The organism is Mesorhizobium sp. P160927, assembly GCF_057766385.1.
Genome location: NZ_JBYMDW010000001.1, coordinates 5,773,989 through 5,796,524, shown reverse-complemented (window position 1 = coordinate 5,796,524; position 22,536 = coordinate 5,773,989). Strand labels below are relative to the sequence as shown.

20 protein-coding genes are annotated in these 22,536 nt (G+C 64.2%); 11 read left to right on the top strand and 9 right to left on the bottom strand.

Annotation, left to right across the window (positions count from 1 at the left end; all coding sequences use genetic code 11):
• Positions 1–135: 135 nt before the first annotated feature.
• Positions 136–870, bottom strand: a complete 735-nt coding sequence (locus AC3CB8_RS28380; RefSeq protein WP_023781286.1) for an NADH dehydrogenase — start codon at positions 868–870, stop codon at positions 136–138.
• 354 nt (positions 871–1,224) lie between these two features.
• Positions 1,225–3,063, bottom strand: a complete 1,839-nt coding sequence (locus tag AC3CB8_RS28375; protein ID WP_023793892.1) for a M3 family oligoendopeptidase — start codon at positions 3,061–3,063, stop codon at positions 1,225–1,227.
• A gap of 191 nt (positions 3,064–3,254) precedes the next feature.
• Between AC3CB8_RS28375 and AC3CB8_RS28370 the strand changes: the two genes are divergently transcribed.
• On the top strand, positions 3,255–4,796 hold the full coding sequence (locus AC3CB8_RS28370; protein ID WP_023781288.1) for a sigma-54-dependent transcriptional regulator: 1,542 nt from the start codon (positions 3,255–3,257) through the stop codon (positions 4,794–4,796).
• Positions 4,797–5,164: 368 nt separating this feature from the next.
• Positions 5,165–7,012 carry a peptidoglycan L,D-endopeptidase MepK gene (locus tag AC3CB8_RS28365; RefSeq protein ID WP_435053024.1) on the top strand — a complete coding sequence of 616 codons (1,848 nt, stop codon included), beginning with the start codon at positions 5,165–5,167 and terminating at the stop codon, positions 7,010–7,012.
• Between the two features lie 445 nt (positions 7,013–7,457).
• Here the strand turns inward: AC3CB8_RS28365 and AC3CB8_RS28360 are convergent, their stop codons facing one another.
• Positions 7,458–8,096 (bottom strand): 2-dehydro-3-deoxy-phosphogluconate aldolase, encoded by a 639-nt coding sequence (locus tag AC3CB8_RS28360; RefSeq protein WP_023781290.1) that lies wholly within the window; start codon positions 8,094–8,096, stop codon positions 7,458–7,460.
• Positions 8,097–8,292: 196 nt separating this feature from the next.
• Between AC3CB8_RS28360 and trhO the strand changes: the two genes are divergently transcribed.
• From trhO to AC3CB8_RS28345, 3 genes are all read left to right on the top strand, one after another.
• The gene (gene trhO / locus AC3CB8_RS28355) at positions 8,293–9,225 is read left to right on the top strand and encodes an oxygen-dependent tRNA uridine(34) hydroxylase TrhO (RefSeq protein WP_352595572.1); all 933 of its coding nucleotides are present in this window, start codon (positions 8,293–8,295) and stop codon (positions 9,223–9,225) included.
• Between the two features lie 117 nt (positions 9,226–9,342).
• Entirely contained in the window at positions 9,343–10,080 is a 738-nt protein-coding gene (locus AC3CB8_RS28350) for a tellurite resistance TerB family protein (protein WP_352563720.1), read from the top strand.
• Positions 10,081–10,382: 302 nt separating this feature from the next.
• Positions 10,383–11,138 (top strand): SDR family oxidoreductase, encoded by a 756-nt coding sequence (locus tag AC3CB8_RS28345; RefSeq protein ID WP_023781294.1) that lies wholly within the window; start codon positions 10,383–10,385, stop codon positions 11,136–11,138.
• A gap of 33 nt (positions 11,139–11,171) precedes the next feature.
• Here the strand turns inward: AC3CB8_RS28345 and AC3CB8_RS28340 are convergent, their stop codons facing one another.
• Positions 11,172–11,546 carry a YciI family protein gene (locus AC3CB8_RS28340; protein ID WP_023781295.1) on the bottom strand — a complete coding sequence of 125 codons (375 nt, stop codon included), beginning with the start codon at positions 11,544–11,546 and terminating at the stop codon, positions 11,172–11,174.
• A 148-nt stretch (positions 11,547–11,694) separates the two neighbouring features.
• Complete coding sequence (locus tag AC3CB8_RS28335) at positions 11,695–12,879, bottom strand: pyridoxal phosphate-dependent aminotransferase (protein ID WP_023781296.1); 1,185 nt, start codon at positions 12,877–12,879, stop codon at positions 11,695–11,697.
• Between the two features lie 83 nt (positions 12,880–12,962).
• On the opposite strand from AC3CB8_RS28335, the gene AC3CB8_RS28330 reads away from it, so the two are divergent.
• From AC3CB8_RS28330 to denD, 4 genes are all read left to right on the top strand, one after another.
• Entirely contained in the window at positions 12,963–13,649 is a 687-nt protein-coding gene (locus tag AC3CB8_RS28330) for a GNAT family N-acetyltransferase (RefSeq protein ID WP_352595564.1), read from the top strand.
• Between the two features lie 14 nt (positions 13,650–13,663).
• Positions 13,664–14,632 carry a cation diffusion facilitator family transporter gene (locus AC3CB8_RS28325; RefSeq protein WP_352595561.1) on the top strand — a complete coding sequence of 323 codons (969 nt, stop codon included), beginning with the start codon at positions 13,664–13,666 and terminating at the stop codon, positions 14,630–14,632.
• Between the two features lie 89 nt (positions 14,633–14,721).
• A complete protein-coding gene (locus AC3CB8_RS28320) occupies positions 14,722–14,931 on the top strand; it encodes a hypothetical protein (protein WP_352563723.1) in 210 nt (69 codons plus the stop codon).
• Between the two features lie 12 nt (positions 14,932–14,943).
• Positions 14,944–15,924 carry a D-erythronate dehydrogenase gene (gene denD / locus AC3CB8_RS28315; protein ID WP_023770479.1) on the top strand — a complete coding sequence of 327 codons (981 nt, stop codon included), beginning with the start codon at positions 14,944–14,946 and terminating at the stop codon, positions 15,922–15,924.
• Between the two features lie 38 nt (positions 15,925–15,962).
• Here the strand turns inward: denD and AC3CB8_RS28310 are convergent, their stop codons facing one another.
• From AC3CB8_RS28310 to AC3CB8_RS28295, 4 genes are all read right to left on the bottom strand, one after another.
• Positions 15,963–17,129 carry a nickel/cobalt transporter gene (locus tag AC3CB8_RS28310; protein ID WP_435053026.1) on the bottom strand — a complete coding sequence of 389 codons (1,167 nt, stop codon included), beginning with the start codon at positions 17,127–17,129 and terminating at the stop codon, positions 15,963–15,965.
• Between the two features lie 77 nt (positions 17,130–17,206).
• Positions 17,207–17,875: a DUF1007 family protein gene (locus tag AC3CB8_RS28305; protein ID WP_023770477.1), complete on the bottom strand. Its 669-nt coding sequence runs from the start codon at positions 17,873–17,875 to the stop codon at positions 17,207–17,209.
• A gap of 161 nt (positions 17,876–18,036) precedes the next feature.
• Entirely contained in the window at positions 18,037–18,936 is a 900-nt protein-coding gene (locus tag AC3CB8_RS28300) for a LysR family transcriptional regulator (protein ID WP_015315874.1), read from the bottom strand.
• A 3-nt stretch (positions 18,937–18,939) separates the two neighbouring features.
• Positions 18,940–20,136 carry an amidase gene (locus tag AC3CB8_RS28295; RefSeq protein ID WP_352563725.1) on the bottom strand — a complete coding sequence of 399 codons (1,197 nt, stop codon included), beginning with the start codon at positions 20,134–20,136 and terminating at the stop codon, positions 18,940–18,942.
• Positions 20,137–20,678: 542 nt separating this feature from the next.
• Here AC3CB8_RS28295 and odc2 point away from each other — a divergent pair.
• Together odc2 and AC3CB8_RS28285 are read left to right on the top strand one after the other, a co-directional pair.
• Positions 20,679–21,812 (top strand): ornithine/lysine decarboxylase, encoded by a 1,134-nt coding sequence (gene odc2, locus AC3CB8_RS28290; protein WP_023770475.1) that lies wholly within the window; start codon positions 20,679–20,681, stop codon positions 21,810–21,812.
• A gap of 97 nt (positions 21,813–21,909) precedes the next feature.
• Positions 21,910–22,479 carry a GNAT family N-acetyltransferase gene (locus AC3CB8_RS28285; RefSeq protein WP_352563726.1) on the top strand — a complete coding sequence of 190 codons (570 nt, stop codon included), beginning with the start codon at positions 21,910–21,912 and terminating at the stop codon, positions 22,477–22,479.
• Positions 22,480–22,536 lie beyond the last annotated feature (57 nt).

The window sequence follows — 22,536 nt, the reverse complement described above, 5'->3', positions numbered from 1 at the left end:
GGGGGCCGGGCGCGCGCAATCGAGGGAACGGCACCCTGTCCCTCAAAGCCGACCTTTGCCGGATCGAACCTTGCCGGCAAAAGAAAGCGGCGGCGCCCTTGGCGCCGCCGGTCACAAGGCCTCTGTATCCGTCGTTCAGGTATTGCTGGCGGTTCCGGCCGTCGGAAACTGCTTGGCGAATTCGGCCTCGTTGCCAGCGGCGAGCAGCTTGGCCTGCTCGATCCAGCGTTCGCGCGCGATGCGGCCGTCGAAGTTCATCACGTCCTCGATCCGCTTGATGTCGGCTGATGTCCAGCCGGCGATCTGGGCGTATGTGGTGACGCCTTGCGCCTTGAGCAGCTTTTCGTTGACTGGGCCGATGCCGATCAGCCGGCGCAGATTATCAGGGTTGCCCGACGCCGGCTTGGCCGCCGGCGGTGCGGCCTTCTTGGCGGCTGCCGAACTCTTGGCCGCCGAAGCAGTGGCGGCCGCGGGTTTGCTCGGGGCGGGTTTGGCGGCGGCGGCTTTCGCCGGCGCGGCCTTTGCAACTGGTTTGGCAGGAGCAGCCTTGGCCGCCGCCGGAGCGGATTTGGCCGCGGCCGGCGTCGACATCAAGGCCGCCGGTGGCTGACTTGACGCCTTTGCTCCGCCGGCGCCCGACGAGGCCTGCGCCTCGCGCAGCTGACGCTCGAGGTCGGAGCGGGTCTTGCCGCATGCACCGAGTTCGCCGGTCAGGCGGTCGCTGTCGGCGCGCAACTTGTCGCGCTCGCTGCGGGTGCGATCGAGGTCGCCGCGAAGACTGTCGAGCTCACCGCGCAGGCGTCCCCAGATGAACCAGCCGACCAACACGCCTACCAACAACGCCAGGACCACGTAGAAAAAAGTGCCCATTGTCTCTCTCCAGTCAGATCCGTCTGCCGTGGGTCATGGCCTTCGGCGCAGGACTACTCGATGATGGTTCCGCGGTTCGCGGAACAGCCGGCTTCGGTCAAGCTGTCGGCGATTGGCTTTGCCTGCCCATGGCCAACGGCCGTTGTCGCGTTCGCCTGAGCGCCACGGCCGGCTGAGATTCCCTCGCCGATCCGCATTCGCTCCGGCTTAGCTTAAAGGGAAAGCTATCATAGAGCTTGCGGAAAGCTATGGGAAAATGTCGATGTAGAGTTCTTCAAGAACAAATATTTAGGGCAAGAATAGCGCGGCCCAAACCTGCATTCCGGCTAACTGTTCTTGCTGGCGAGAGGCGTCTCAGTCGTCGAGCGTTTCCAGCTCGTCGATCAGGCCGCCGATCACGCCGAGCCCGATCTGCCAGAAGGCCGGATCGGTGGCGTCGAGGCCGAAGGGTGCCAGAAGCTGCGAATGATGCTTGGTGCCGCCGGCACGCAGCATCTCGAAATATTTGTCCTGAAAGCCGCGTTCGGCATTCTGGTAGACGGCGTAGAGCGAGTTCACCAGGCAGTCGCCGAACGCATAGGCATAGACGTAGAAGGGCGAGTGGATGAAGTGCGGAATGTAGGTCCAGAACACCTCGTAGCCCTCGCGCAACTTGATCGCGGGCCCCAGGCTTTCGGCCTGTACCTCCAGCCAGAACTCGCCCAGCCTGTCTGATGTCAATTCGCCGTTGCGACGCTCGGCATGCACCTTGCGCTCGAATTCATAGAAGGCGACCTGGCGCACCACCGTGTTGATCATGTCCTCGACCTTCTGGGCGAGCATGGCTTTGCGCTCGCGCCGGTCGGTGGTCTGCTCGAGCAGCGAGCGGAAGGTCAGCATCTCGCCGAAGACGGATGCCGTCTCCGCCAGCGTCAGCGGCGTCGAGGCCATCAGCGCGCCCTGGCCGGCGGCCAGCACCTGATGCACGCCGTGTCCTAGTTCATGCGCCAACGTCATCACGTCGCGCGGCTTGCCCATGTAGTTGAGCAGCACATAGGGGTGAGCCGAGGGTACGGTCGGATGTGCGAAGGCGCCCGGCGACTTGCCCGGACGCACCGGCGCGTCGATCCAGTTGCGGTCGAAGAAGGTGCGCGCGATCTCGGCCATCTCGGGCGAGAAGCGGTGATAGGCCGACAGAACCGTGTTCCTGGCCTCATCCCAGCCGATCACCCCTTGCGGCGTCTCCGGCAAGGGCGCGTTGCGGTCCCAGTGGTTCATCACTTCCATGCCGAGCCAGCGCGCCTTCATCGCATAATAGCGGTGCGACAGGCGCGGATAGGCCTCGCGCACGGCGGTGGCGAGCGCATCGACCACGCCGCGTTCGACGCGGTTGGCGAGGTGGCGTGAATCGGCAATGTCCTCAAAGCCGCGCCAGCGGTCCGAAATTTCCTTGTCCTTGGCAAGCGTGTTGGTGATCAGCGTGAAGGTGCGCAGGTTCTTGCGGAAGGTCGTGGCCAACGCCTCCGAGGCGCGGCGGCGGACCTCGCCGTCGGCATCCTGCAGGCGATTGAGGGCCGGCTCCAGCGTCAGTTCCTCGCCGTCGATATCGAAGCGAAGATCGGTCATCGTCTCGTCGAAGAGGCGGTTCCAGGCGCCGCGCCCGGTTATCGATTTCTCGTGGAAAAGCTGCTCGACGCGGTCCTCGAGCTGATAGGGCTTGTCCATCCTGAGATCGAGCACCCACGGGCGGTAATGCCCGAAGGCGGGATCGGCGGCCAGCGCGCCCTCGATCGCCGCATCGTCGATCAGGTTCAGCTCAAGCGCGAAGAACAACAGATGCGCGCTGGCGTCGGTCATCTTCTCCTGGATGTCGCCATAGAGCTTGGCGCGCTGCGGATCGGCGGTGTTGCCGGCATAAACGAGGCCGGCATACGAGACGATACGGCCGATCAGTTCCTCAAGTGCCTCGTACGCGGCCAGTGCCTCCCCCAGCCTGCCGGTACTGCCGCGCCCGGCCTCGGCGGCGAGCGTGCCTTTCCAGCGGGCCTCGAATGCGACGGCGTCGGCGGCCGCCTTGGCAATGTCACGCTTCAGTTCCGGCGCGTCCATGCCGGCATAAAGGTCGGCGAGGTTCCATTCCGGCAGATCGCCAAGCCCGGCAGCGCCCTGACCGGACGCTGGCGCTGCAATCCGCCGATCAAACATCATGCGCATCGAGATACCTTCTTTGAATCAAGTGGCCTGGGTTGAATCACGTGGCCGCAATCACGGAGCCGGACTCAACGGGAATAGAGAAGCCCGTCAAATCCTAAGGAATTCGTTCACCGGGTTTTTTGAAACCTTATTTAGAACCCTGTGCCAAGATGATCCATGGGGTTTTCGGGCGCGGGCGAAGCAAGACAGTCATGACAGGTTCCATACTCATAGTCGATGACGATCCCGTGCAGCGCCGGCTGCTCGAGGCCGCGGTGACGCGGTTCGGCCATACCGCGATCGTTGTGGATGGCGGTACCGCCGGCCTCGAAGTTCTCGACGGGCCTGGCGCCCGCGATGTCTCGGTCGTGATCCTCGACCTTGTCATGCCCGGTCTCGACGGCATCGGCGTGCTGAAGGCGATGCGCGAGCGCGACATCAATACGCCGGTCATCGTGCAGACCGCGCAGGGCGGCATCGAAACCGTGGTTTCGGCGATGCGCCACGGCGCTTTCGATTTTGTCGTCAAGCCGGCTTCGCCCGACAGGCTACAGGCCTCGATCTCCAATGCGCTCAAGGTCGAGGCGGTAGAGGGCGAGGTCAAGCGCACGTCGCGAAAACGCGGCGGGCTGCTGACCTTCAGGGACATGATCACCCACAGTCCGGCCATGGACCGGGTGATACGTCTCGGCCAGAAAGCGGCGGCCTCTCACATCCCGATTCTGATCGAGGGCGAGTCCGGCGTCGGCAAGGAATTGGTGGCGCGTGCCATCCAGGGCAGCGGCGACCGCCGCTCGAAACCCTTCGTCACCGTCAATTGCGGCGCCATTCCCGACAATCTGGTGGAATCCATCCTGTTCGGCCATGAGAAAGGCTCGTTCACCGGCGCCACCGACAAGCACACCGGCAAATTCGTCGAGGCGCATTCCGGCACGCTGTTCCTCGACGAGATCGGCGACCTGCCGCTCGACGTTCAGGTCAAGCTGCTGCGCGCAGTCCAGGAAGGCGAGGTCGATCCGGTCGGCGGCCGCTCGACCGTCAAGGTCGACATCCGGCTCATCTCGGCGACGCACCGCAACCTCCTGCAACAGGTCAAGGACGGCAAATTCCGCGAGGATCTGTTCTACCGGCTGAACGTCTACCCGATCTTCGTGCCGCCGCTGCGCGACCGCCGCGACGACATTCCCCATCTGGTCACGCATTTCATGGAGAAGGTGGCGCCGGCCGACCCGCGCCATCGGCTGAAAGGCATTTCGGCGGCAGCACTTGCGGTGCTGCAGGCTTATGACTGGCCCGGCAACATCCGGCAGCTCGAAAACGCCGTCTTCCGCGCCTCGGTGCTGTGCGAAGGCGATGTGTTGACCGCCGATGATTTCCCGCAGATCCGGGCGCAGGTGGAAGGCACCGTCAATCTCGACCGGGACGACACGTTGGCAGCAAGCAGCGCTGCGCCGCCGCCGTCGCTGGAGCCGCGCGACGAGGACGTTGTGCCCGACCGGATGGCTCCGGCGGCTGTGCTGCCGGCCGGGGTCCAGTCCCGATTCGGCATGCTGCGGGCGCTCGACGAGCGTGGCAATGTGCGTGCCCTGGCCGATGTCGAACTTGAAATGATCAAGCTCGCCATTGACCATTACAATGGCCAGATGAGCGAGGTCGCCCGCCGGCTCGGCATCGGTCGCTCGACGCTCTACCGCAAGCTCAAGGAATACGGCATCGACCCGGAAACCGGCCGCGTAGACAGGCTCGCTTCCTGAACCGCAAGGCCGGGGCCAGCTTCCTCCGCCATTATCTGGTCTGACAGAGCGCCGTCGCCGGATAATGGCGGCTCTCGACGGGGTATTGTTCACGCATTGAGGCCGGCGGTAACAGATCGTGTTCGACCAAAGCCGGAATCTTAATGTAAACCAGCGGTTTACCAACATACCTTGCGGACAATTTTTGACGGGATATCGCCATGGTCTTACCGCATTTTGGCTTCAATAAGCGATGATTAACCATTAGGATCGATATTCGGATGTGAAAATGACACGTCCGTTTGGGGAAATCCGGGGACAAACGGCAGCCTGCAAGGCCTTTTGATTTGAATAGAATCGAACGACTCACAAACGGGCGGCACTATCATTTGAGCGTCTGGCCGAGATGGTTGGCGGCGGTGATTGTCGCATTTGGTCTTGTTGCAGCGGCCGCTACTGGCGCCCAGGCCGAAGTTCGTTCGCTGAAGCTCTACCATCTCCACACGCATGAGAAGGCGGAGATCGTCTACAAGCGCAATGGTCGCTACGTTCCCGAAGGCCTGAGGAAGATCAACATCATTCTGCGCGACTGGCGTCGCAACGAGCCGACCAAGATGGACCCGCGTCTGCTGGACCTGGTCTGGGAGGCGTATCGGGAAAGCGGCGCCACCGATTATATCCAGGTCGTCTGCGGCTACCGTTCGCCGTCGACCAATTCGATGCTGCGCAGCCGCAGCCGCGGTGTCGCCGAAAAGAGCCAGCATATGCTTGGCAAGGCGATGGATTTCTACATTCCCGGCGTACCGCTGAGGAAATTGCGCAACATCGGCCTCAAGATGCAGGGCGGTGGCGTCGGCTATTACCCGACCTCCGGTTCGCCATTCGTCCACATGGATGTCGGCAATGTGCGCCACTGGCCCGGCATCAGCCGCCAGGAACTGGTCAGCCTGTTCCCCAATGGCAAGACGCTGCATGTGCCGAGCGATGGTCGGCCGCTGCCCGGCTATGAACAGGCGCTGGCCTCCTACAAGTCGCGCAAGGGTTCGGGCACACCGAATATCGAAGTGGCCAGCGCCGGCGGCAGCGGCAAGAAATCCGGCGGGTTCCTCGCTGCCTTCTTCGGCGGCGGCGGCGACGAGGCCGACGACAGCGCCGACGTCGAGACCGCTTCGGCCGCACCTGCGCCCAAGGCTAGAAATCTGAAGCCGGCCGTGACAGCCAAGAGCGGCAACCTGCCTGGCATCGCCATCGTGGCCCCCGAGAATGCCCAGCGCGCCGATATTCCGCGGATTGCCGACGAGCAGGCTCCGGAACCGGAGAAGGACACGCCGGAGACAATCATCGCGGCGCTGCCGGCCAAGGAAATCCCGCTGCCCGATTTCGCGCCGCGGCCGAAGGCCGATGTCGGCGCACAGACGCCTGAAAACGTTCCCTTCGCCACGGCGGATGCGACGGCCACCACGGAACAGGCCGTGGCGACCGCGCAGGCGCCGGCGAACATGCCTTTCGGCAAGGCCGATCCGGCAGTGCTAGCAGCGGCCGCGGCCGCCGATCCGGCGCAGGTCGCCGTCAACAACATCCCCTTGCCGACATGGCGTCCCGAACGCACGCTGCCGGCGGATCTCGCGCCGCCGCCCAGCAAGGATGTGCTGATGGCGCTGGCCGAAACGGCTGACCAAGGCAAGACCGCGACGGATGCGTTCTCCGTGGTGCCGACGGCGCGTCCCGAGCCGGCCAAGCCGGATGCCGTCAAGGCCGTGCTCGACGAGGCCAATGCCAATGCCAAGGTCGGCGCCGCCGACGAATATCAGCTGGCCTCGCTATCCGTAGAACCGCGTTCGGCCTTCAACGATCCGTCTGGTATCGATGCGGCATCGCCGCGCCAGGCTGTTGCCGGACGGCCGGCCGGTTCGGATCCGGCCGCCGCGATCGGCGCCGGTGTGAAGACGACCCGCAAGGAAGCCAGGGCCACCGCCCGCGATCAGAAGCCCGGCCCCAGGGCCGTGGTGGTTGCCGCGGCGCCGCAGGCCGCCCGCTGGGCACTGACCAGCGGCGAGAACGTCGCCACCGTTTCGAGTGCGACGACCGCGCCGGGTTACGCCTACAACATCGTGCATACGCCGCCGAGCGAGGTCTATACGGCCGGCTTCCAGCAGGACAATCAGGTCGCCGACGCCAATCGCTTTACCGGCAACGCCGTCAAATTCCTGTCCGTCGCCCGCTTCCAGACGAAGTAACGAGCAGGCCGCAACATGCTGAGGCCGCGCCGGGCGACCCGCGCGGCCTTTTGCTAACCCAGAGTGCGATACAGGCGGTTTCCGATCCCTGAGGATCACGCGCGGCTGAACTTCTCGTGAAGCGGGAACGGCTCACTCATTTCCGGTTTGGTGCGGGTACGCTCCAACCCGACGATACTCATGAAAAAGATTCTACTGGCAGCAGTTGTGGCGCTGGCGGCAGCATCGGCCGCGATCGCTCCGTCACAGGCGGACCGTTGTCGTCAAGACCGACAATCATATGCACATGATGAAGAAGCATTGCCGCGCTGAGGTGGTGACGCACTGGCGGCACCATCGCAAGGAGACGGTGAAGGTCTGCAACTGATCGCAATTTGGATTAGCCAGTCAAAAAAACCCGGTCGACGCTGGTCGGCCGGGTTTTTTCATGCCGTCCGGAAAGACGCTATTTCCCGAGCTCGCTGGCAGCGCGTGCGAGCGCTTCGATCTCGTCCCACTTGCCGGCCTTGACCATGTCGTCGGGCGCCACCCACGAGCCGCCGACGCAGATGACATTGGACAGGCTGAGATAATCGGCCGCGTTCTTGCTGGTGATGCCGCCGGTCGGGCAGAATTTGACGTCCGCCAGCGGCGAGGCAAAAGCCTTGAGCGAAGCGATGCCGCCGGACTGTTCGGCCGGGAAGAATTTCAGGAAGCGCAGGCCGGCTTCGCGCGCGGCCATGATCTCGCCGGGCGTGATGGCGCCGGGCAGCAGCGGAACCTCGCTGTCGGAGGCGGCAGCCAGAAGCTCGCGGGTGATGCCGGGGCTGACGATGAAGCGCGAACCGGCCGCGGCCGCTTCGTCGAACTGGCTGGCATCCAGAATAGTGCCGGCGCCGACAATGGCTTCGCCGACTTCGCCCGCCACGCGACGGATCGCTTCGAGCGCATCCGCGGTCCTCAGCGTGATCTCGATCGCCGGCAAACCGCCACGCGCCAGGGCACGGGCCAGCGGCACCGCATCGGCAACGTTGGCGATCTTCAACACCGGGATGACCGGCTGGCCATTGAGGAGCGACAGGAGGTTCTCGGTCTTGCTGGACATTCGGTGTCTCCTTGTCGGCGGCGTATCGATGGGATTTCAACCGATTAGCAGACCGGTATTGCCATGTCCACGGAACCGGTCGCGGCGCGATGTCACGCGTTGCCGCTCAGCTTAAAGGTTCTCGACATGGCCATGACAGACGGATCGAACCCGTTTCACTTGAATCGGCTTCTACTAGCGTCTAGTTGCTCTGGCAATGACAACACTGTCCGCGCCATCCCAGCCAGTCCGCGTCGCCGCACTCTACCGTTTTGCCCGGCTCGATGCTTTCGAGGCGTTGCGCGCGCCGCTTGCTGCCTTCTGCTGCGGGCGCGGCATCAAGGGCACGCTGCTCCTGGCGCATGAGGGCATCAACGGCACCGTCGCCGGCAGCGACGAGGCGATCGCCGCGCTGATCGAACAGATCGAAGCGATCGACGGCCTGTCAGGTCTCGAGGTCAAGTACAGCAGTGCCGCGGCCATGCCATTCCATCGCATGAAGGTGCGGCTGAAGCGCGAGATCGTCACCATGGGCGTCGAGACCATCGACCCGGCGGCAAGTGCCGGCACCTATGTGGAGGCGGGCGACTGGAATGCGCTGATCTCGCAAGCCGACACGATCGTCATCGATACGCGCAATGACTATGAGGTCTCGATCGGCAGCTTTAAGGGCGCCGTCGACCCGGCGACGGCGAGCTTTCGCGAATTCCCGGCCTGGGTGGAGGCGCACCGGACCGATCTCGAAGGACGCAAGGTGGCGATGTTCTGCACCGGCGGCATTCGCTGCGAAAAGGCGACCGCCTATGTGAAGTCGCTCGGCTTCGAGGACGTGTTCCACCTCAAGGGGGGCATCCTCAAATACCTTGAGGAGGTTCCAGCGGAGCAGAGCCTGTGGCAAGGCGAGTGCTTCGTCTTCGACGAGCGGGTTTCGGTGTCGCACGGCCTCGCGGTGGGCAACGGGGAACTCTGCCGCGCATGCCGCCATCCCCTGATGGAGAGCGACCTGGTGTCGCCGAAATATGCCGTCGGGGTTTCGTGCCCGCACTGCTTCGAAGCCCGCTCGGACGAAGACCGAAAGCGCTACGCGGAGCGGCAGCGACAGGTCGAGCTCGCGCAAGCCCGGGGTAGGGGACCGCACATCGGGTCCTGATCGAGGGCACCGGAGCCCAGCAAACCGGGACTCTGTCATTGCAATGGCAACCCTCGGGACCTACCTCTTCGGCGTTCGAAACCTGCCCGTTCGGCCGGGCAAATCCTGGAGGCGTTGATGTTCGATCCCAAGAAGCTTCTCGACGATCTGCTCGGCTCGCAAGTTCCCGGTGCCAACGGCACGGTCCGCGACAAGGCCGGCCAGGCGGTGCAGATGGCCAAGGACAATCCGCTGGCCGCCGGCACGCTGGCCGCCGTGCTGCTTGGGACCGGCGCCGGCCGGCAGGTGACGGGTGCCGCGGTGAAGCTCGGCGGCTTGGCCGCCATCGGCGGTCTCGCCTACAAGGCCTACCAGAACTACAAGGCCGGCAACGCACCGGAACAGGCGCCCGCCGCCAGCGAGCCGGAATTGCTGCCGCCGCCCAAGGACACCGCCTTCCACCCCTCGCAGGCGCCGCAAGGCGAGGACGAGTTCACGCTGACCCTGGTGCGGGCGATGATCTCGGCGGCTAAGGCCGACGGCCATGTCGACGACGAAGAACGCCGGAAGATCGCCGGCAAGCTCAGCCTCGCCGGGATCGGCACCGATGCGGAAAAATTCCTGATGGCGGAGTTAGAGAGCCCACTCGACCTCGACGCGCTGGTGGCGGGTGCTCATACCGATGCGCAGAAGCTCGAACTCTACACGGCGTCGCGCCTCACCATCGACCCCGACTCGCGCGCCGAGCGCGGCTATCTCGACCTGCTCGCCGGACGGCTTGGCCTGCCGGACGCGCTGGTCGACCATGTCGAGGCGACGGTTTTCGCGGCCAAGGTGCCGGCCAAGGCAGGAACTTCACCCAATCCGCGCTGGTAAGGTCAAATCGGCACAGGCGGACCTTCCGGCGTTAGTCTTTCGTTAACTCAGGAAGCGCATGATTCTACACAGTCGGATCGGCTTTTCCTCCTCCCAAGCCCGGTCCAGATCAGGGCGGTCGCCAATGACCGCCCTTTTTGTCGGCCCATGCAGGCTGCCCTCCAACCAAATGGCTTCACTTTTCGAGGGCATGTCCCGGTGGCCGCGCTTGCCATCGCTGCCATCATTTGCGATGCCTTCTCCACTCGAACCAAATTTGTAGATCAGGCGAGCACGCACTGCGCTGCCGGAGGACATCAGCGATGACCGAGCAAAGAACCGCCATCGTCACTGGCGCCGGCACCGGGATCGGAAAGAGCGTAGCCACGGCATTGCTCAAGGCCGGCTGGAACACGGTGTTCTGCGGGCGCCGCAAGCCGGTGCTGGATGCCGCGATCGCCGAGGCCGGACCGACCGAGGCCAGGGCGTTGGCGGTTGCCTGCGACATCAGCAAGGCCAGTGAAGTCGACGATCTGTTCGAGACCGTGGCGGAGGCTTTCGGGCGGGTCGATCTGCTCTTCAACAATGCAGGCATGGGCTACAAGTCGACGCCGATCGACGAAATCCCGATCGAGGTCTGGAACGATGTCGTCAGCGTCAACCTCACCGGATCTTTCTTGTGCGCGCGCGCGGCGTTCGGCGCCATGCGCAAGCAGAAGCCGATGGGCGGCCGCATCATCAACAATGGTTCGGTGTCGGCCTATGCGCCGCGCCCGGGCTCGGTGCCCTATACGGCGACCAAGCACGCCATCACGGGCCTGACCAAGACACTGGCGCTCGATGGCCGCCCCTATGACATCGCCTGCGGACAGATCGACATCGGCAATGCATTGACCGACATGGCGCAGCCGATGACCGTCGGCGTGCCGCAGGCCAATGGCTCGATATCAGCCGAAGCGGTGATGGATGTCCAGCGCGTCGCCGACGCGGTCGTGCATATGGCCAGCCTGCCGCTCGACGCCAACGTGCTGTTCATGACCGTGATGGCGACCAAGATGCCGTTCGTGGGGCGCGGGTGAGCAGCGGGTGCTGGCGGCGCTTTTGCCCGTGTCTCATTTTTCCGCCAGCGGCACGCCGGGCTTGAAGAGCAGAATGGGCCTTATCTCGTAAACGGCGGTTGGATTAACACGACGAAGGTCGCGGGCGATCTCGATGGCGTCGTCCCTGGTGATGCAATCGACGACATAGAGGCCGAGCAACTGTTCCTTGGTCTCGGCAAAGGGCCCATCGATGATCACACCGTCGCCCGGGCCGCGCAAGGTGCAGGCATCCCGTGTCGTTCCCAGGCGCGCCGACGGCCCAAGCGTGCCTTCCGCATGAAGCCTGGTGTTGATCTTGAGCAACTCGGCCATCAGCGCCGCATCTTCCCGCGGCGTCAGCGCCTCGATCGCATCTTCCACGTGATAGGCAAGGATTGCATAGAACATCCGAGATCCCTCATTGGTCCTGATACCGGAGTTCGTAGCCGTTTTCGGTACGCCCGCACAGCCTCTGGCTACGCGCCTCCGGACGGCTCATGACACCGTCATGGAATGCGGTGGCAGGCTATCCGGCTCGCGCGGCGGACGCTGAAGCTCATCTGGCCAGGAATGCCCCGATCCGTTCCAGCGCGCGCAGGATGTTTTCCTCGGAATTGGCGTAGGAAAGCCTGACATAGCCTTCGCCGAGGATGCCGAAATCGGGACCGCCGATCAGCGCCACGCCGGCCTCGTCGAGCAAAGCGGAGGCGAGTTTCTTTGCCTTCCAGCCGGTCTTCGAGACATTGGGGAAGGCATAGAACGCACCTTTGGGCGTGATGCAGGAGATGTTTGGCAGGGCGTTCAGGCCTTCGACCACGATTTTCCGGCGGTTGTCGAAGGCGCGCATCATGGTGTCGACGTCGTCCTGCGGGCCGTCGATCGCCGCGATGCCGGCGAACTGGCTTGGCGCGTTGACGCAGGACCAGCAATTGACCGCCAGCTTGCGAACCTTGTCGTAGAGGTGGGCGCCCTTGTCGCCGTTCGGCCAGATCGACCAGCCCATGCGCCAGCCGGTCATCGCCCAGGTCTTGGACCAGCCGTTGAGCACGATCAGCCGGTCGCGGATCTCGGGAAAGCCAAGCAGCGAGCAATGCGTCTCGCTATCATAAGTCATGACATCGTAGATTTCGTCGGAGAGAATGGCGACGTCTGGATGCTTATCAAGCCCGTTGACCAGCTTCTCGATCTCGGTGCGCGGGGTGACGCCACCGGTCGGGTTGGCCGGCGAGTTGAGGATCAAGAGCCTGGTCTTCGGCGTGATCAGCCCCAGCGTCTCTTCGGCCGAGAAGGCGAAGCCGTTCTCCTCGCGCATCGGCACGGGAATGGGGGTTGCACCGGTGAACTCGATCATCGAGCGGTAGATTGGAAAGCCGGGGTCTGGATAGAGGATCTCGGCGCCGGGCTCGCCGAACATCAGGATAGCGGCGAACATGGTTGGCTTGCCGCCGGGCAGGATCATCACCGCCTCCGGCGAGACCTCGACGCCGGTGGTCGTCAGCGTGCGCCGCACCACCGCCTCGCGGGTCGCCAGCAAGCCATTGGCCGGCGTGTAGCCATGGTGGCCGTCACGCAGCGCCTTGATCGCCGCCTCGACGATGTGTTGCGGCGTCTTGAAGTCGGGCTGACCGATGCCGAGGTTGACGATGTCACGGCCCTGGCTCGCCAGCGCCGTCGCCCGGGCCAGCACGGCAAAAGCGTTTTCCTCGCCGAGCCGGTCGAAGGCCGAAATCGTGTGGAGCATTTTTCCCGTCCCTGTGGTTCTTACTGTTGGCGAGCGTTTTTGTGAGCGTCCGCCCGCAAAAGTCAAACGGATTGGAGTTTTCGGTGTCGGAAAATCTCAAAGACTGGCAGCCGCGTCCGCGCCCGGAGCGCAAGGTTCTGGAGGGCCGCTATGTCAGGATCGAGCCATTGAGTGCCGCAACACATGGCGACGGCCTCTATGAAGCGTCTTCCGTGGCCGACGTCGACGGCCGCTTCGCCTGGCTGCCGGACTATCCGCCCGAAACCCGCGCCGCCTTCCAGCCCTGGCTGGACAAGGTGGAGGCGAGCGAGGATCCGCTGTTCTTCGCCATTGTCGACAAGGCAAGCGGCAAGGTCGCCGGCCGCCAGACGCTGATGCGCATCGATCCGACCTACGGCGTTATCGAGATCGGCAACATCTACTGGGGACCGCTCATCTCGCGCAAGCCGGCAGCGACGGAAGCGCAGTTCCTGTTCATGAAATACATCTTCGACGAACTCGGCTATCGCCGCTACGAATGGAAGTGCAACAACCGCAACGAGCCGTCGAAGCGCGCGGCGGAACGGTTCGGCTTCAAGTTCGAGGGTATTTTCCGCCAGCATCTCATCGTCAAGGGTGAAAACCGCGACACCGCGTGGTATTCGATCATCGACAAGGAATGGCCAGCTCTGCGCAAGGCTTATGAAGCCTGGCTCGATCCGGCCAACTTCGACGCCAATGGCCAGCAGAACCGCCGGCTCGAGGATTTTCGCGCGGAATTCGGCGCCTAACGGGAGTTTGCCATTTGGCGCATATCCACGATCACAGCGGGCACGATCACGGCGGCTGCCATGTGCATGGCTCGACGGACAAGAAGCGCGTGCTGATCGCGGCCTGCCTGACCGCCGGCTTCATGGTGGCCGAGGCGCTCGGCGGCCTGTTCACCGGGTCGCTGGCGCTGCTGGCCGATGCCGGCCACATGCTCGCCGACGCCATTGCGCTTGGCCTGGCCTGGTATGCCTTCCATCTGGCGGGCCGGCCGGCAACCGGCCAGCTCACCTACGGCTTCGGCCGCGTCAAGACGCTGGTGGCCTACACCAATGGCATCGCCATTTTCGTCATCGCGCTGTGGATCGTCTACGAGGCGTGGGATCGCCTGCTGACACCGGCGCCGGTGCTGGGCAGACCGATGCTGGTGGTGGCGATCCTCGGCCTGCTGGTCAATATCGGCTCCTTCCTGGTGCTGCATGGCGGCGATCGAGACAATCTCAACATGCGCGGCGCCATCCTGCATGTGCTCGGCGATCTGCTCGGCTCGGCAGCCGCGATCGTCGCGGCACTGGTCATCCTGGCGACCGGCTGGACGCCGATCGACCCGATCCTGTCCGTGCTGGTCTCGCTGCTGATCCTGTCCACCGCATGGTCGCTGATGCGCGCCGCCGCCCACGTCCTGCTCGAAGGCGTGCCGCCAAGCCTCGATCGCGACCTGATCGCGGGGGACATTCAGGCAACGGTCCAAGGCGTGCGCGAGGTGCACCATATGCATATCTGGTCGCTCGACGGGTCGAGCAGCATGGCGACGCTGCATGCCTGCCTCAACGAGGGCGTCGATGCCCATCAGGCGGTCAGCGCCATCAAGAAGCGGCTTGCCAGCGAGCACGGCATCAGCCATGCCACAGTGGAACCGGAATTCGGCCGGTGCGCCGACGATGGCGACGACCATCATCACGAGCATGAGCACGATGCGGCCGCGCATCACGGCCACTATCACTAGGTCCGATCGATGGCCATTGATCGGACCTGCCTCAGGAGTCCTCCAGCTTTGCAACTCAGCTCGATGAACGACCGCCGTTCCGGTGCGGCATGATGGACCGTGACACGCGCAATGCGGCCATTGCGGCGGTTTGGATCATGCTTCTGTTCGGCATTGCCGCTTTCTACCTGCCGTCCGTGATGCTGGCACTCGGCAGTTATTCGACCGTGCTGGCAGGTATCTTCGGCACCGTCTTCGTGCTGGCGTTTTTCCTGGTGTTCTGGTTGCGCGCGCGCACCCAGCGCAAAAATCGGAAGTAAGGGATATCGGACATGCGCATTCTGATCACTGGCGCCGCGGGCATGGTCGGCCGCAAGCTCATCGCCCGGCTGGCCAAGGACGGCACGCTGCGCGGGGAGAAGATCACCGCGCTCGACCTGCACGACATCGTGCCGCCGCAGGCGCCAGCCATGGACGGCGTCAGCGTCGCGCTGCACACGGGTGACCTTGCCGAAGCAGGCGCCGCGGAAAGCCTGGTTGTGTCGCGCCCCGATGTCGTCTTCCACCTCGCCGGCATCGTGTCGGGTGAGGCGGAAGCGAATTTCGACCTCGGTTACCGCGTCAATCTCGACGGCACGCGCGCGCTGTTCGACGCCATCCGGCTGGCAGGGTTTGCGCCGCGCATCGTCTTCACCTCGTCGATCGCGGTGTTCGGCGCGCCATTCCCGGATGTCATACCGGACGAATTCCACCCGACGCCGCTGACCTCCTACGGCACGCAGAAGCAGATGAGCGAAGCGCTGCTGGCAGACTATTCCAGGCGCGGCTTCTTCGACGGCATCGGCATCCGGCTGCCGACGATCTGCGTGCGGCCCGGCAAGCCCAACAAGGCGGCCTCCGGCTTCTTCTCCGGCATCATCCGCGAGCCGTTGAGCGGGCAGGAGGCGATCCTGCCGGTGCCGCGCTCGGTCGTGCATACCCATGCCAGCCCGCGCTCGGCGGTGAATTTCCTGATCCACGGCGCGGAGATTGACGGCGATGCCGTCGGGCCGCGCCGCAATCTGACGATGCCGGGTGTCGCCGTCACGGTCGGCGAACAGATCGAGGCGCTGGAACGGGTGGCCGGATCGAAGACGACAAGCCTCATCCGAGAAGTTCCGGACGAGACGATCTGGGCGATCGTCAAGGGCTGGCCGACCCGCTTCGAGGCGCGCCGGTCAAGGGAACTTGGCTTCAGTGCCGAAAAGAGTTTTGACGAGATCATCCGCGCGCATATCGAGGATGAACTGGGCGGCAACATTCCCAGTTGGTAGCGCACGTTGCCTATCCCATTCCGACGGAATGGTAGGGTCTAAACGCTGCCCGTCAGGCTCGCAGACAGCAGCAGCAGTCCGAACAGAAAGACGAAGGCCGCGCCGCCGATCTCGACGATCGAGTGGATGCGGTTGCCCATGCGGCCGTCGCCGGCGAAATACACCGCCCAGTTCTTGGCGGTCACGGCAAGCGTCGCCAGCGCCGAGACGGTGATGGCGGTTCCGATCGACATCGCCAGCACCGACAGCAGGCCACCGAGCCAGAGCCCGTTGAGCAGCGCGAAGCTCAGCACGATCAGCGCGCCGGAGCAGGGGCGGATGCCGACGGCGGCCACCGCCGTCCAGGCCGTTCGCCAGTCGAACCGATCACCCGACAGCAGCGCCGGATCGGGCGCATGCGAGTGGCCGCAGGTGTCGCAGACCTCGCCGCCGGCGTGGCCGTGATGCGCATGGTCATGATGATGCGCATGATCGTGCGCGCCATGGTCGTGATGGTGGTCATGCGCGGCGTGGTCGTGATGGTCGTGCGAATGTTCATGGACATGGTCGTCATGCCCGTGCTGAGCGTGCGCCGAATGGCTGTGCGCGGCATGCGAATGGCCGGCGTGGGAATGACCCGCGTGAGAATGCCCAGCGTGCGCGTGACCCGCATGCGGATGACCGACGTGCGCAGCCGACAGGCTGTAGGCGGGCCCTCTGCCAAACAGCCGCAGGATGGACGGGCCGAGCTTGCGCCACAACAGCCAGGCGCCGAACAGGGTGACGAAGACAAAGCTCATGATCTCCATGAACCAGGCCGCGTCGGTCATCGAGATCGCGGTGCCGCGCAGGACGAAATAGGCGACCGCCATCACCAGGATCGCCGTCAGGCCCTGCAGCAGCGCCGAGACGAAGGACAACAGGATGCCGCGCTTCAGCGCCACTTCGTTGGCCACCATATAAGACGAGATCACCGCCTTGCCGTGGCCGGGGCCGGCGGCGTGGAAAATGCCATAGGCGAAGGACAGGCCGATAAGTATCCAGATCTTGCTGTTGTCCTGGCGCATTGCCTTCATGGCTGTCGCCAGCGCGCGGTAGAATTCCTGCTGCCTGAGATTGATCCACATCAGGATATGGGCGAACGGACCTGTGGTGGGTGCCATGCCGTCATTGACGCCGATGCCGAGCGAACTCTGGGCGTGCGCGGCACTGGCGACATGCATCATGGCAAAGGTAAGGGCCAACAGGCCGACTGCCAAACGCGGGGACGGTTTCGAACAGTTGCCGATCAGGTTCACCGGATTTATCCTTCTGGCTGACAGGTCAGTTCGAGTTTGGTGGCAAAGATCTTGCTCATGTCGGTGCCTGTCGGATCGTTGAAGAAAGCATCCGTCAGGGTCTTCTGGTTTTCCTTGATCGCTTCGTCCGGGTCCGGCCGGATGACTTTGCTCGTGCAGTTCGACGGCAGGCCCTCGACGGCAATGTTGGAATCCTCGGTGAAGTCGATGGCCGTGTAGAAAGTCGGATCGTAGACGCCGATGTCGATCGTGCCGGACAGCTTGATCGGCACCTTAGGTTCGGACTCGAACAGGATGATCAATTGGTCGTTGTCGAAATTGGCCATCAGATGCGGCGGCGGCACCATCGTCACGTCCTTGCCGTTTTGCGTGACGAGCTGGAAATAATTGAACTCGGCCAGGGAGGCGTGGACGGTGTCGGCGACATCCTTCAGCTCCTTGTCGTCAAGCTTCAGGTCGGAGTTCTTGTCGAACTCCATCATCACCGTACTCGAAAACAGATCGTCGAAGCGCCACAGATGACGCAACGCTTTCACACTTTGGTGATCCGGGGACAGGATCACGTCGAGGCGCGCCTCGGCGAAGACGTGCGGATGCACCTCGGCCGGCCCAACGGTGGCAAATGTCGCGGCCAAGGCCGAAGCCAGCATGATTGCGTGCCGTTTCAGATGCATTCGCGGTCGCGATTCCCTTGGCTTTCGAGAGCGTGGTAAGGTTACCAGAAAGGGGGCGAAATTGGGACTGCGGGCGCATGTGCCCAAAAGTGCGCGAGGCTTTGGGATAGCGCCACGTCTGCACGAGACCTCAAAACGTGCGGTATCCAGGCTGGGGCAGGTCAGGCGCTTTCGCGCGTCCTGAACCACTGCACCAGGAAGTCGACGAAAACGCGCACCTTCGCCGGCAGATAGCGGCGGTGCGGATAGACGGCGAAGATGCCGCCGCCCGACAGGATGCGGTCGTCGAGCACCGCCACCAATTGGCCGCTCTTGAGGTCGGGCGCGGCGATGAAATCCGGCAGGATGCAAAATCCTAACCCCGACAGGGCCGCGGCCCGCGCCGCCATCGGGCTGTTAACCTCGATCGGGCCCGACACGGCGATGCTCACCGGATCGCCATTGTCGCCCTTGAACGGCCAGTTGTTCAGTCCGCGGCCATTGGTGTCGACGATGCAGGGCATATGGCCGAGATCCTGCGGTCGCGTCGGCATGCCGTGCTTGGCGATCAGCTCGGGAGAGCCGCAGAGCTTGATCGAAAACGGCGCCAGCCGCCTGGCGATCAGCGACGAGTTCTCCAGCCGCGAGATGCGCACCGCGAGGTCGAAGCCTTCCTCGACCAGATCGACGAAGCGGTCGTCGAGCTGGATGTCGAGCACGATGTCGGGATACTGCTTGGCGAAGTCGATCAGCGACTGGCCGATCGGCGCGTCGGCGAAGGTGCGCGGCGCCGACAGCTTGATGCGGCCACGCACGTCGCCGGAGGATTCGCGCACGGCGTCGGCCAGGCTGTCGACCTCGCGCACGATCTCCGAGGCGCGGCGGTAGTAGGTGTGGCCGGCCTCGGTCATCGAGAACTGGCGCGTGGTGCGGTTCAGCAGCAGCGCTCCGAGCTCGTCCTCCAGCTCGCGCACGTATTTCGACAGCAGCGCCTTGGAGCGGCCGATCTTGCGTGCCGCCGCCGAGAATCCCTCGGCCTCCACGACGTCGATGAAGGCGCGCATGCGGGTCAGTGTATCCATTGTTCAGGCTCTTTGTGCTGCGTCGAGAAGTTTTCGGCCGAGCCGTATCAGGGCAATGTCGCTGCCGGAAGGGCCAAGCAGCGAGAGACCGAACGGAGCGCCGGCGACCGAGCCGATCGGCAAGGTGATTTGCGGAAAGCCGGAGAGCCCGCCCAGGCACAGGAGATGGAGCGCGCGTTCGCGGTAGGCCTGGAATTGCTCCGGTGTGCTGTCGACATAGGGTGCCGGGCCCGGCACTGTCGGCAGGACAAGAAAGCCGTGCTTGCCGAGCATGGCGCTGAGTTCGCCGCGGAAGGTCAGCCGGCGCACCTTCTCGGCCTGTGCTGTCCCGTCGTCGACCGCACGGCCAAAGCCGAACCGCTCCTCGACGCCGGGCCCGAGCTCGCGCTCCCCGCTGGTGATCCATTCGCCATGCACCGCCCAGGCCTCCCTGGCCTGCAGGCGGCGAAAGCACCAGTAGAGTTCGTCCGGGGACGAGCTGAAGTGCGTCGTCGGCGTCGCCGGCGTGCCGAACACCGTGGCCACCAGCGCCTTCATTCCGGCATATTCGGCGGCCGCCGGCGGGGCGACCATCTCGTCCAGCCAGCCGAGCGCAAGCGGGCGGTCCAGGGAATGCTGGTGCGGATCCCGGCCAAGCAGCAGCTTGCCGACAGTCTCATAGGTTTCGATGTCGTCGGCGAACCAGCCGAACGTGTCGAAACTCGGCGCCAGTCGCATGGTGCCGTCGAGGGAAATGCGGCCATGCGTGGTGCGCAGCCCGATCAACCCGCAGAAACTCGCCGGCGCGCGGATCGAACCGCCGGTGTCGGACCCCGTGGCAATGTCGGCCAGCCTGCCCGCCACCGCCGCCGCCGACCCCGACGACGAGCCTCCGGTGACGCGATCGGGAGCCGCGGGGTTCACCGGAAACGGAAAATGCGCGTTCTGGCCGAACAGAGCGAAGGCGAGTTCGTCGGTCTGCGTCTTGCCGATGAAGCGCGCACCGGCGTCGAGAATCGCCTGCACGGCCGGCGCCGTGCGCGAAGCGGCGTGGCCATTGGCGAATTTCTGCAAATTGCCGCAACCGGTGCGGTAGCCGGCAACATCGTAAATGTCCTTGACCGCCAGCCGCAGGCCGGCCAGGGGCCCAAGCTCGGCGTGCGCCACGGGCATCTGGCGAAGGTCGAGAAAGGCGTTGAAAGGGCCGTGCGTGCCTGTCATCGTTCGATATCCGTATACGCTTGCGCCAACATTGTTCGATGCCAGAAATTTTACAACCGGCGATACGATTTTTATTGATTGTGAAATGCTTCGCTCTTATATCGCCCTTGCCCAAAGTCGCACGTGCCTGTGGGTGTCCGCCGATCCTCGAATGGTGAGGGAAATCGGTAAGGTAACTGGAGCTAACCCCTCCAGTCGGTTTAGCGGCCAACCGCCAGACCGAGGACACCTTGAAGCAACGACGGTGCGGGCCTTTCTGGTTCTCTGCCGGTTGTCCAAAGACCGGGGTTACTGAAGAGGCACACCTTCATTGCCGGCAGTGCGGAACGGGGTTCTCCCAATCCAAGCCAAGGCAGACAAAGCGAACCGAAGCCGGGCAAGGCTAAGGTTCATCGCCGCGAGACGGCGTTTCATGGTTCCGGGGTCTCCACCGGCTGGTTCCATGGATTTTCCGTCCCGCCTTTGTTTGACCGCGTGTTCGCGAGGCCGACAGCCCGCGCCCGCACCCTTGTGCGCGCCGAAAGGCGCGATGGAGAATCCCGATGGCCACACAGCGCATCCTCGACTTCCTCGCCACCCGACGTCCGTCCGGCCCCTGCCTCGTCGTCGACCTTGACGTCGTGCGCGACAATTTCCGCGCCTTCGAGAAGGCTCTGCCCGATTCCAAGATCTACTATGCGGTGAAAGCAAACCCGGCGCCCGAAATCCTGCGCCTGCTTGCTGCGATGGGCTCGTCCTTCGACACCGCTTCCGTTGCCGAAGTCGAGATGGCGATGGACGCCGGTGCGCCGGCGGACCGCATCTCCTTCGGCAACACCATCAAGAAGGAGCGTGACATCGCACGCGCCTACCAGCTCGGCATCAAGCTGTTCGCGGTCGATTGCGTCGAGGAAGTCGAGAAGATCGCGCGCGCCGCGCCAGGCTCCCGCGTGTTCTGTCGCGTGCTGACCGATGGCGAAGGCGCCGAATGGCCGCTGTCGCGCAAGTTCGGCTGCGTGCCCGACATGGCTGTCGACGTGCTGCGCCATGCCAAGGGCCTCGGTCTTGACGCCCATGGCGTGTCGTTTCATGTCGGCTCGCAGCAGACCGACCTCACCGCGTGGGACCGTGCTCTGGCCGACGCCAAGAAGGTGTTCGCGACGCTCGCGGAAGAAGGCATCGTGCTCAAGATGGTCAATATGGGCGGCGGCTTCCCGACGCGCTATTTGCGTGACGTGCCGGCGGCGCAGGCCTATGGCCAGGCGATCTTCTCGGCGCTGCGCAAGCATTTCGGCAACGCCATTCCCGAGACGATCATCGAGCCGGGCCGCGGCATGGTCGGCAATGCCGGCGTCATCAAGTCGGAAGTCGTGCTGATCTCGAAGAAGGCCGACAACGACAATGTTCGCTGGGTGTTCCTCGACATCGGCAAGTTCGGCGGTCTGGCCGAGACCATGGACGAGGCGATCCGCTATCCCCTCGTCACCCGCCATGACGGCAGCGAGACCGCGCCTTGCGTGCTCGCCGGCCCGACCTGCGATTCGGCTGACGTGATGTACGAGAAGACGCCCTATCCGCTGCCCTTGTCGCTGACCATCGGCGACGAGGTGCTGATCGAAGGCACCGGCGCCTACACGACCACCTACTCGGCGGTCGCGTTCAACGGCTTCGAGCCTCTCCGATCCTACGTGATCTGAGGGTTCGAAAGAACCGCTCGTATCACCCCAGGTGGGCGCCTGTCGCCCGCTTGGGCTCGCCTGTGGAACAGATATCCGCTCGCCAGGGATTGCGGAAATGGAAATGTCAGTCGAATTCGTAGCTCATGCGCCGGCCTTCGCCACGGTCGCCGAAACCGCTGCCGACGTGGCGGCGCGCGAAGCCTTGCTCGATCGCGCCATGGGGCCGAAGCGCAAGACCAAATCATCGGAGAAGCTGCGCCGCGGCCGCCGGCCCTCGGAGGGGCTTGCCTTCGTCGCACGCAATGCCTCGGGCGGTGTGGCCGGCACGGTGCGGCTATGGGACGTCACGCTGGGCGAGGGCGGTCCGGCAGCGCTGCTGCTTGGCCCGCTCGCCGTCGACCCGTCGTCCAAGAATGCCGGCATAGGCTCGGCGCTGATGCGGCATGCCATCGCGGAAGCCGCGCGCCTCGGCCACACTGTGATCCTGCTGGTCGGAGACGAGCCTTACTATGGCCGCTTCGGCTTTTCGGCCGCGAGGACCGGGGCGCTCGCCATGCCGGGGCCTTACGAACGGCACCGTCTGCTGGCCTTGGAACTGGTGGAGGGCGTGCTCGACGGCGCCAAGGGCACGCTGAAGGCGTCCGGCCGCAAGCTCAAGGCACGGGCGTCGACCCTGGCGGCGTGAGGGCTTAAGCGCGACCGCCTTTCAAACGAAACGCCGCCTCAAAAGGCGGCGTTTCGT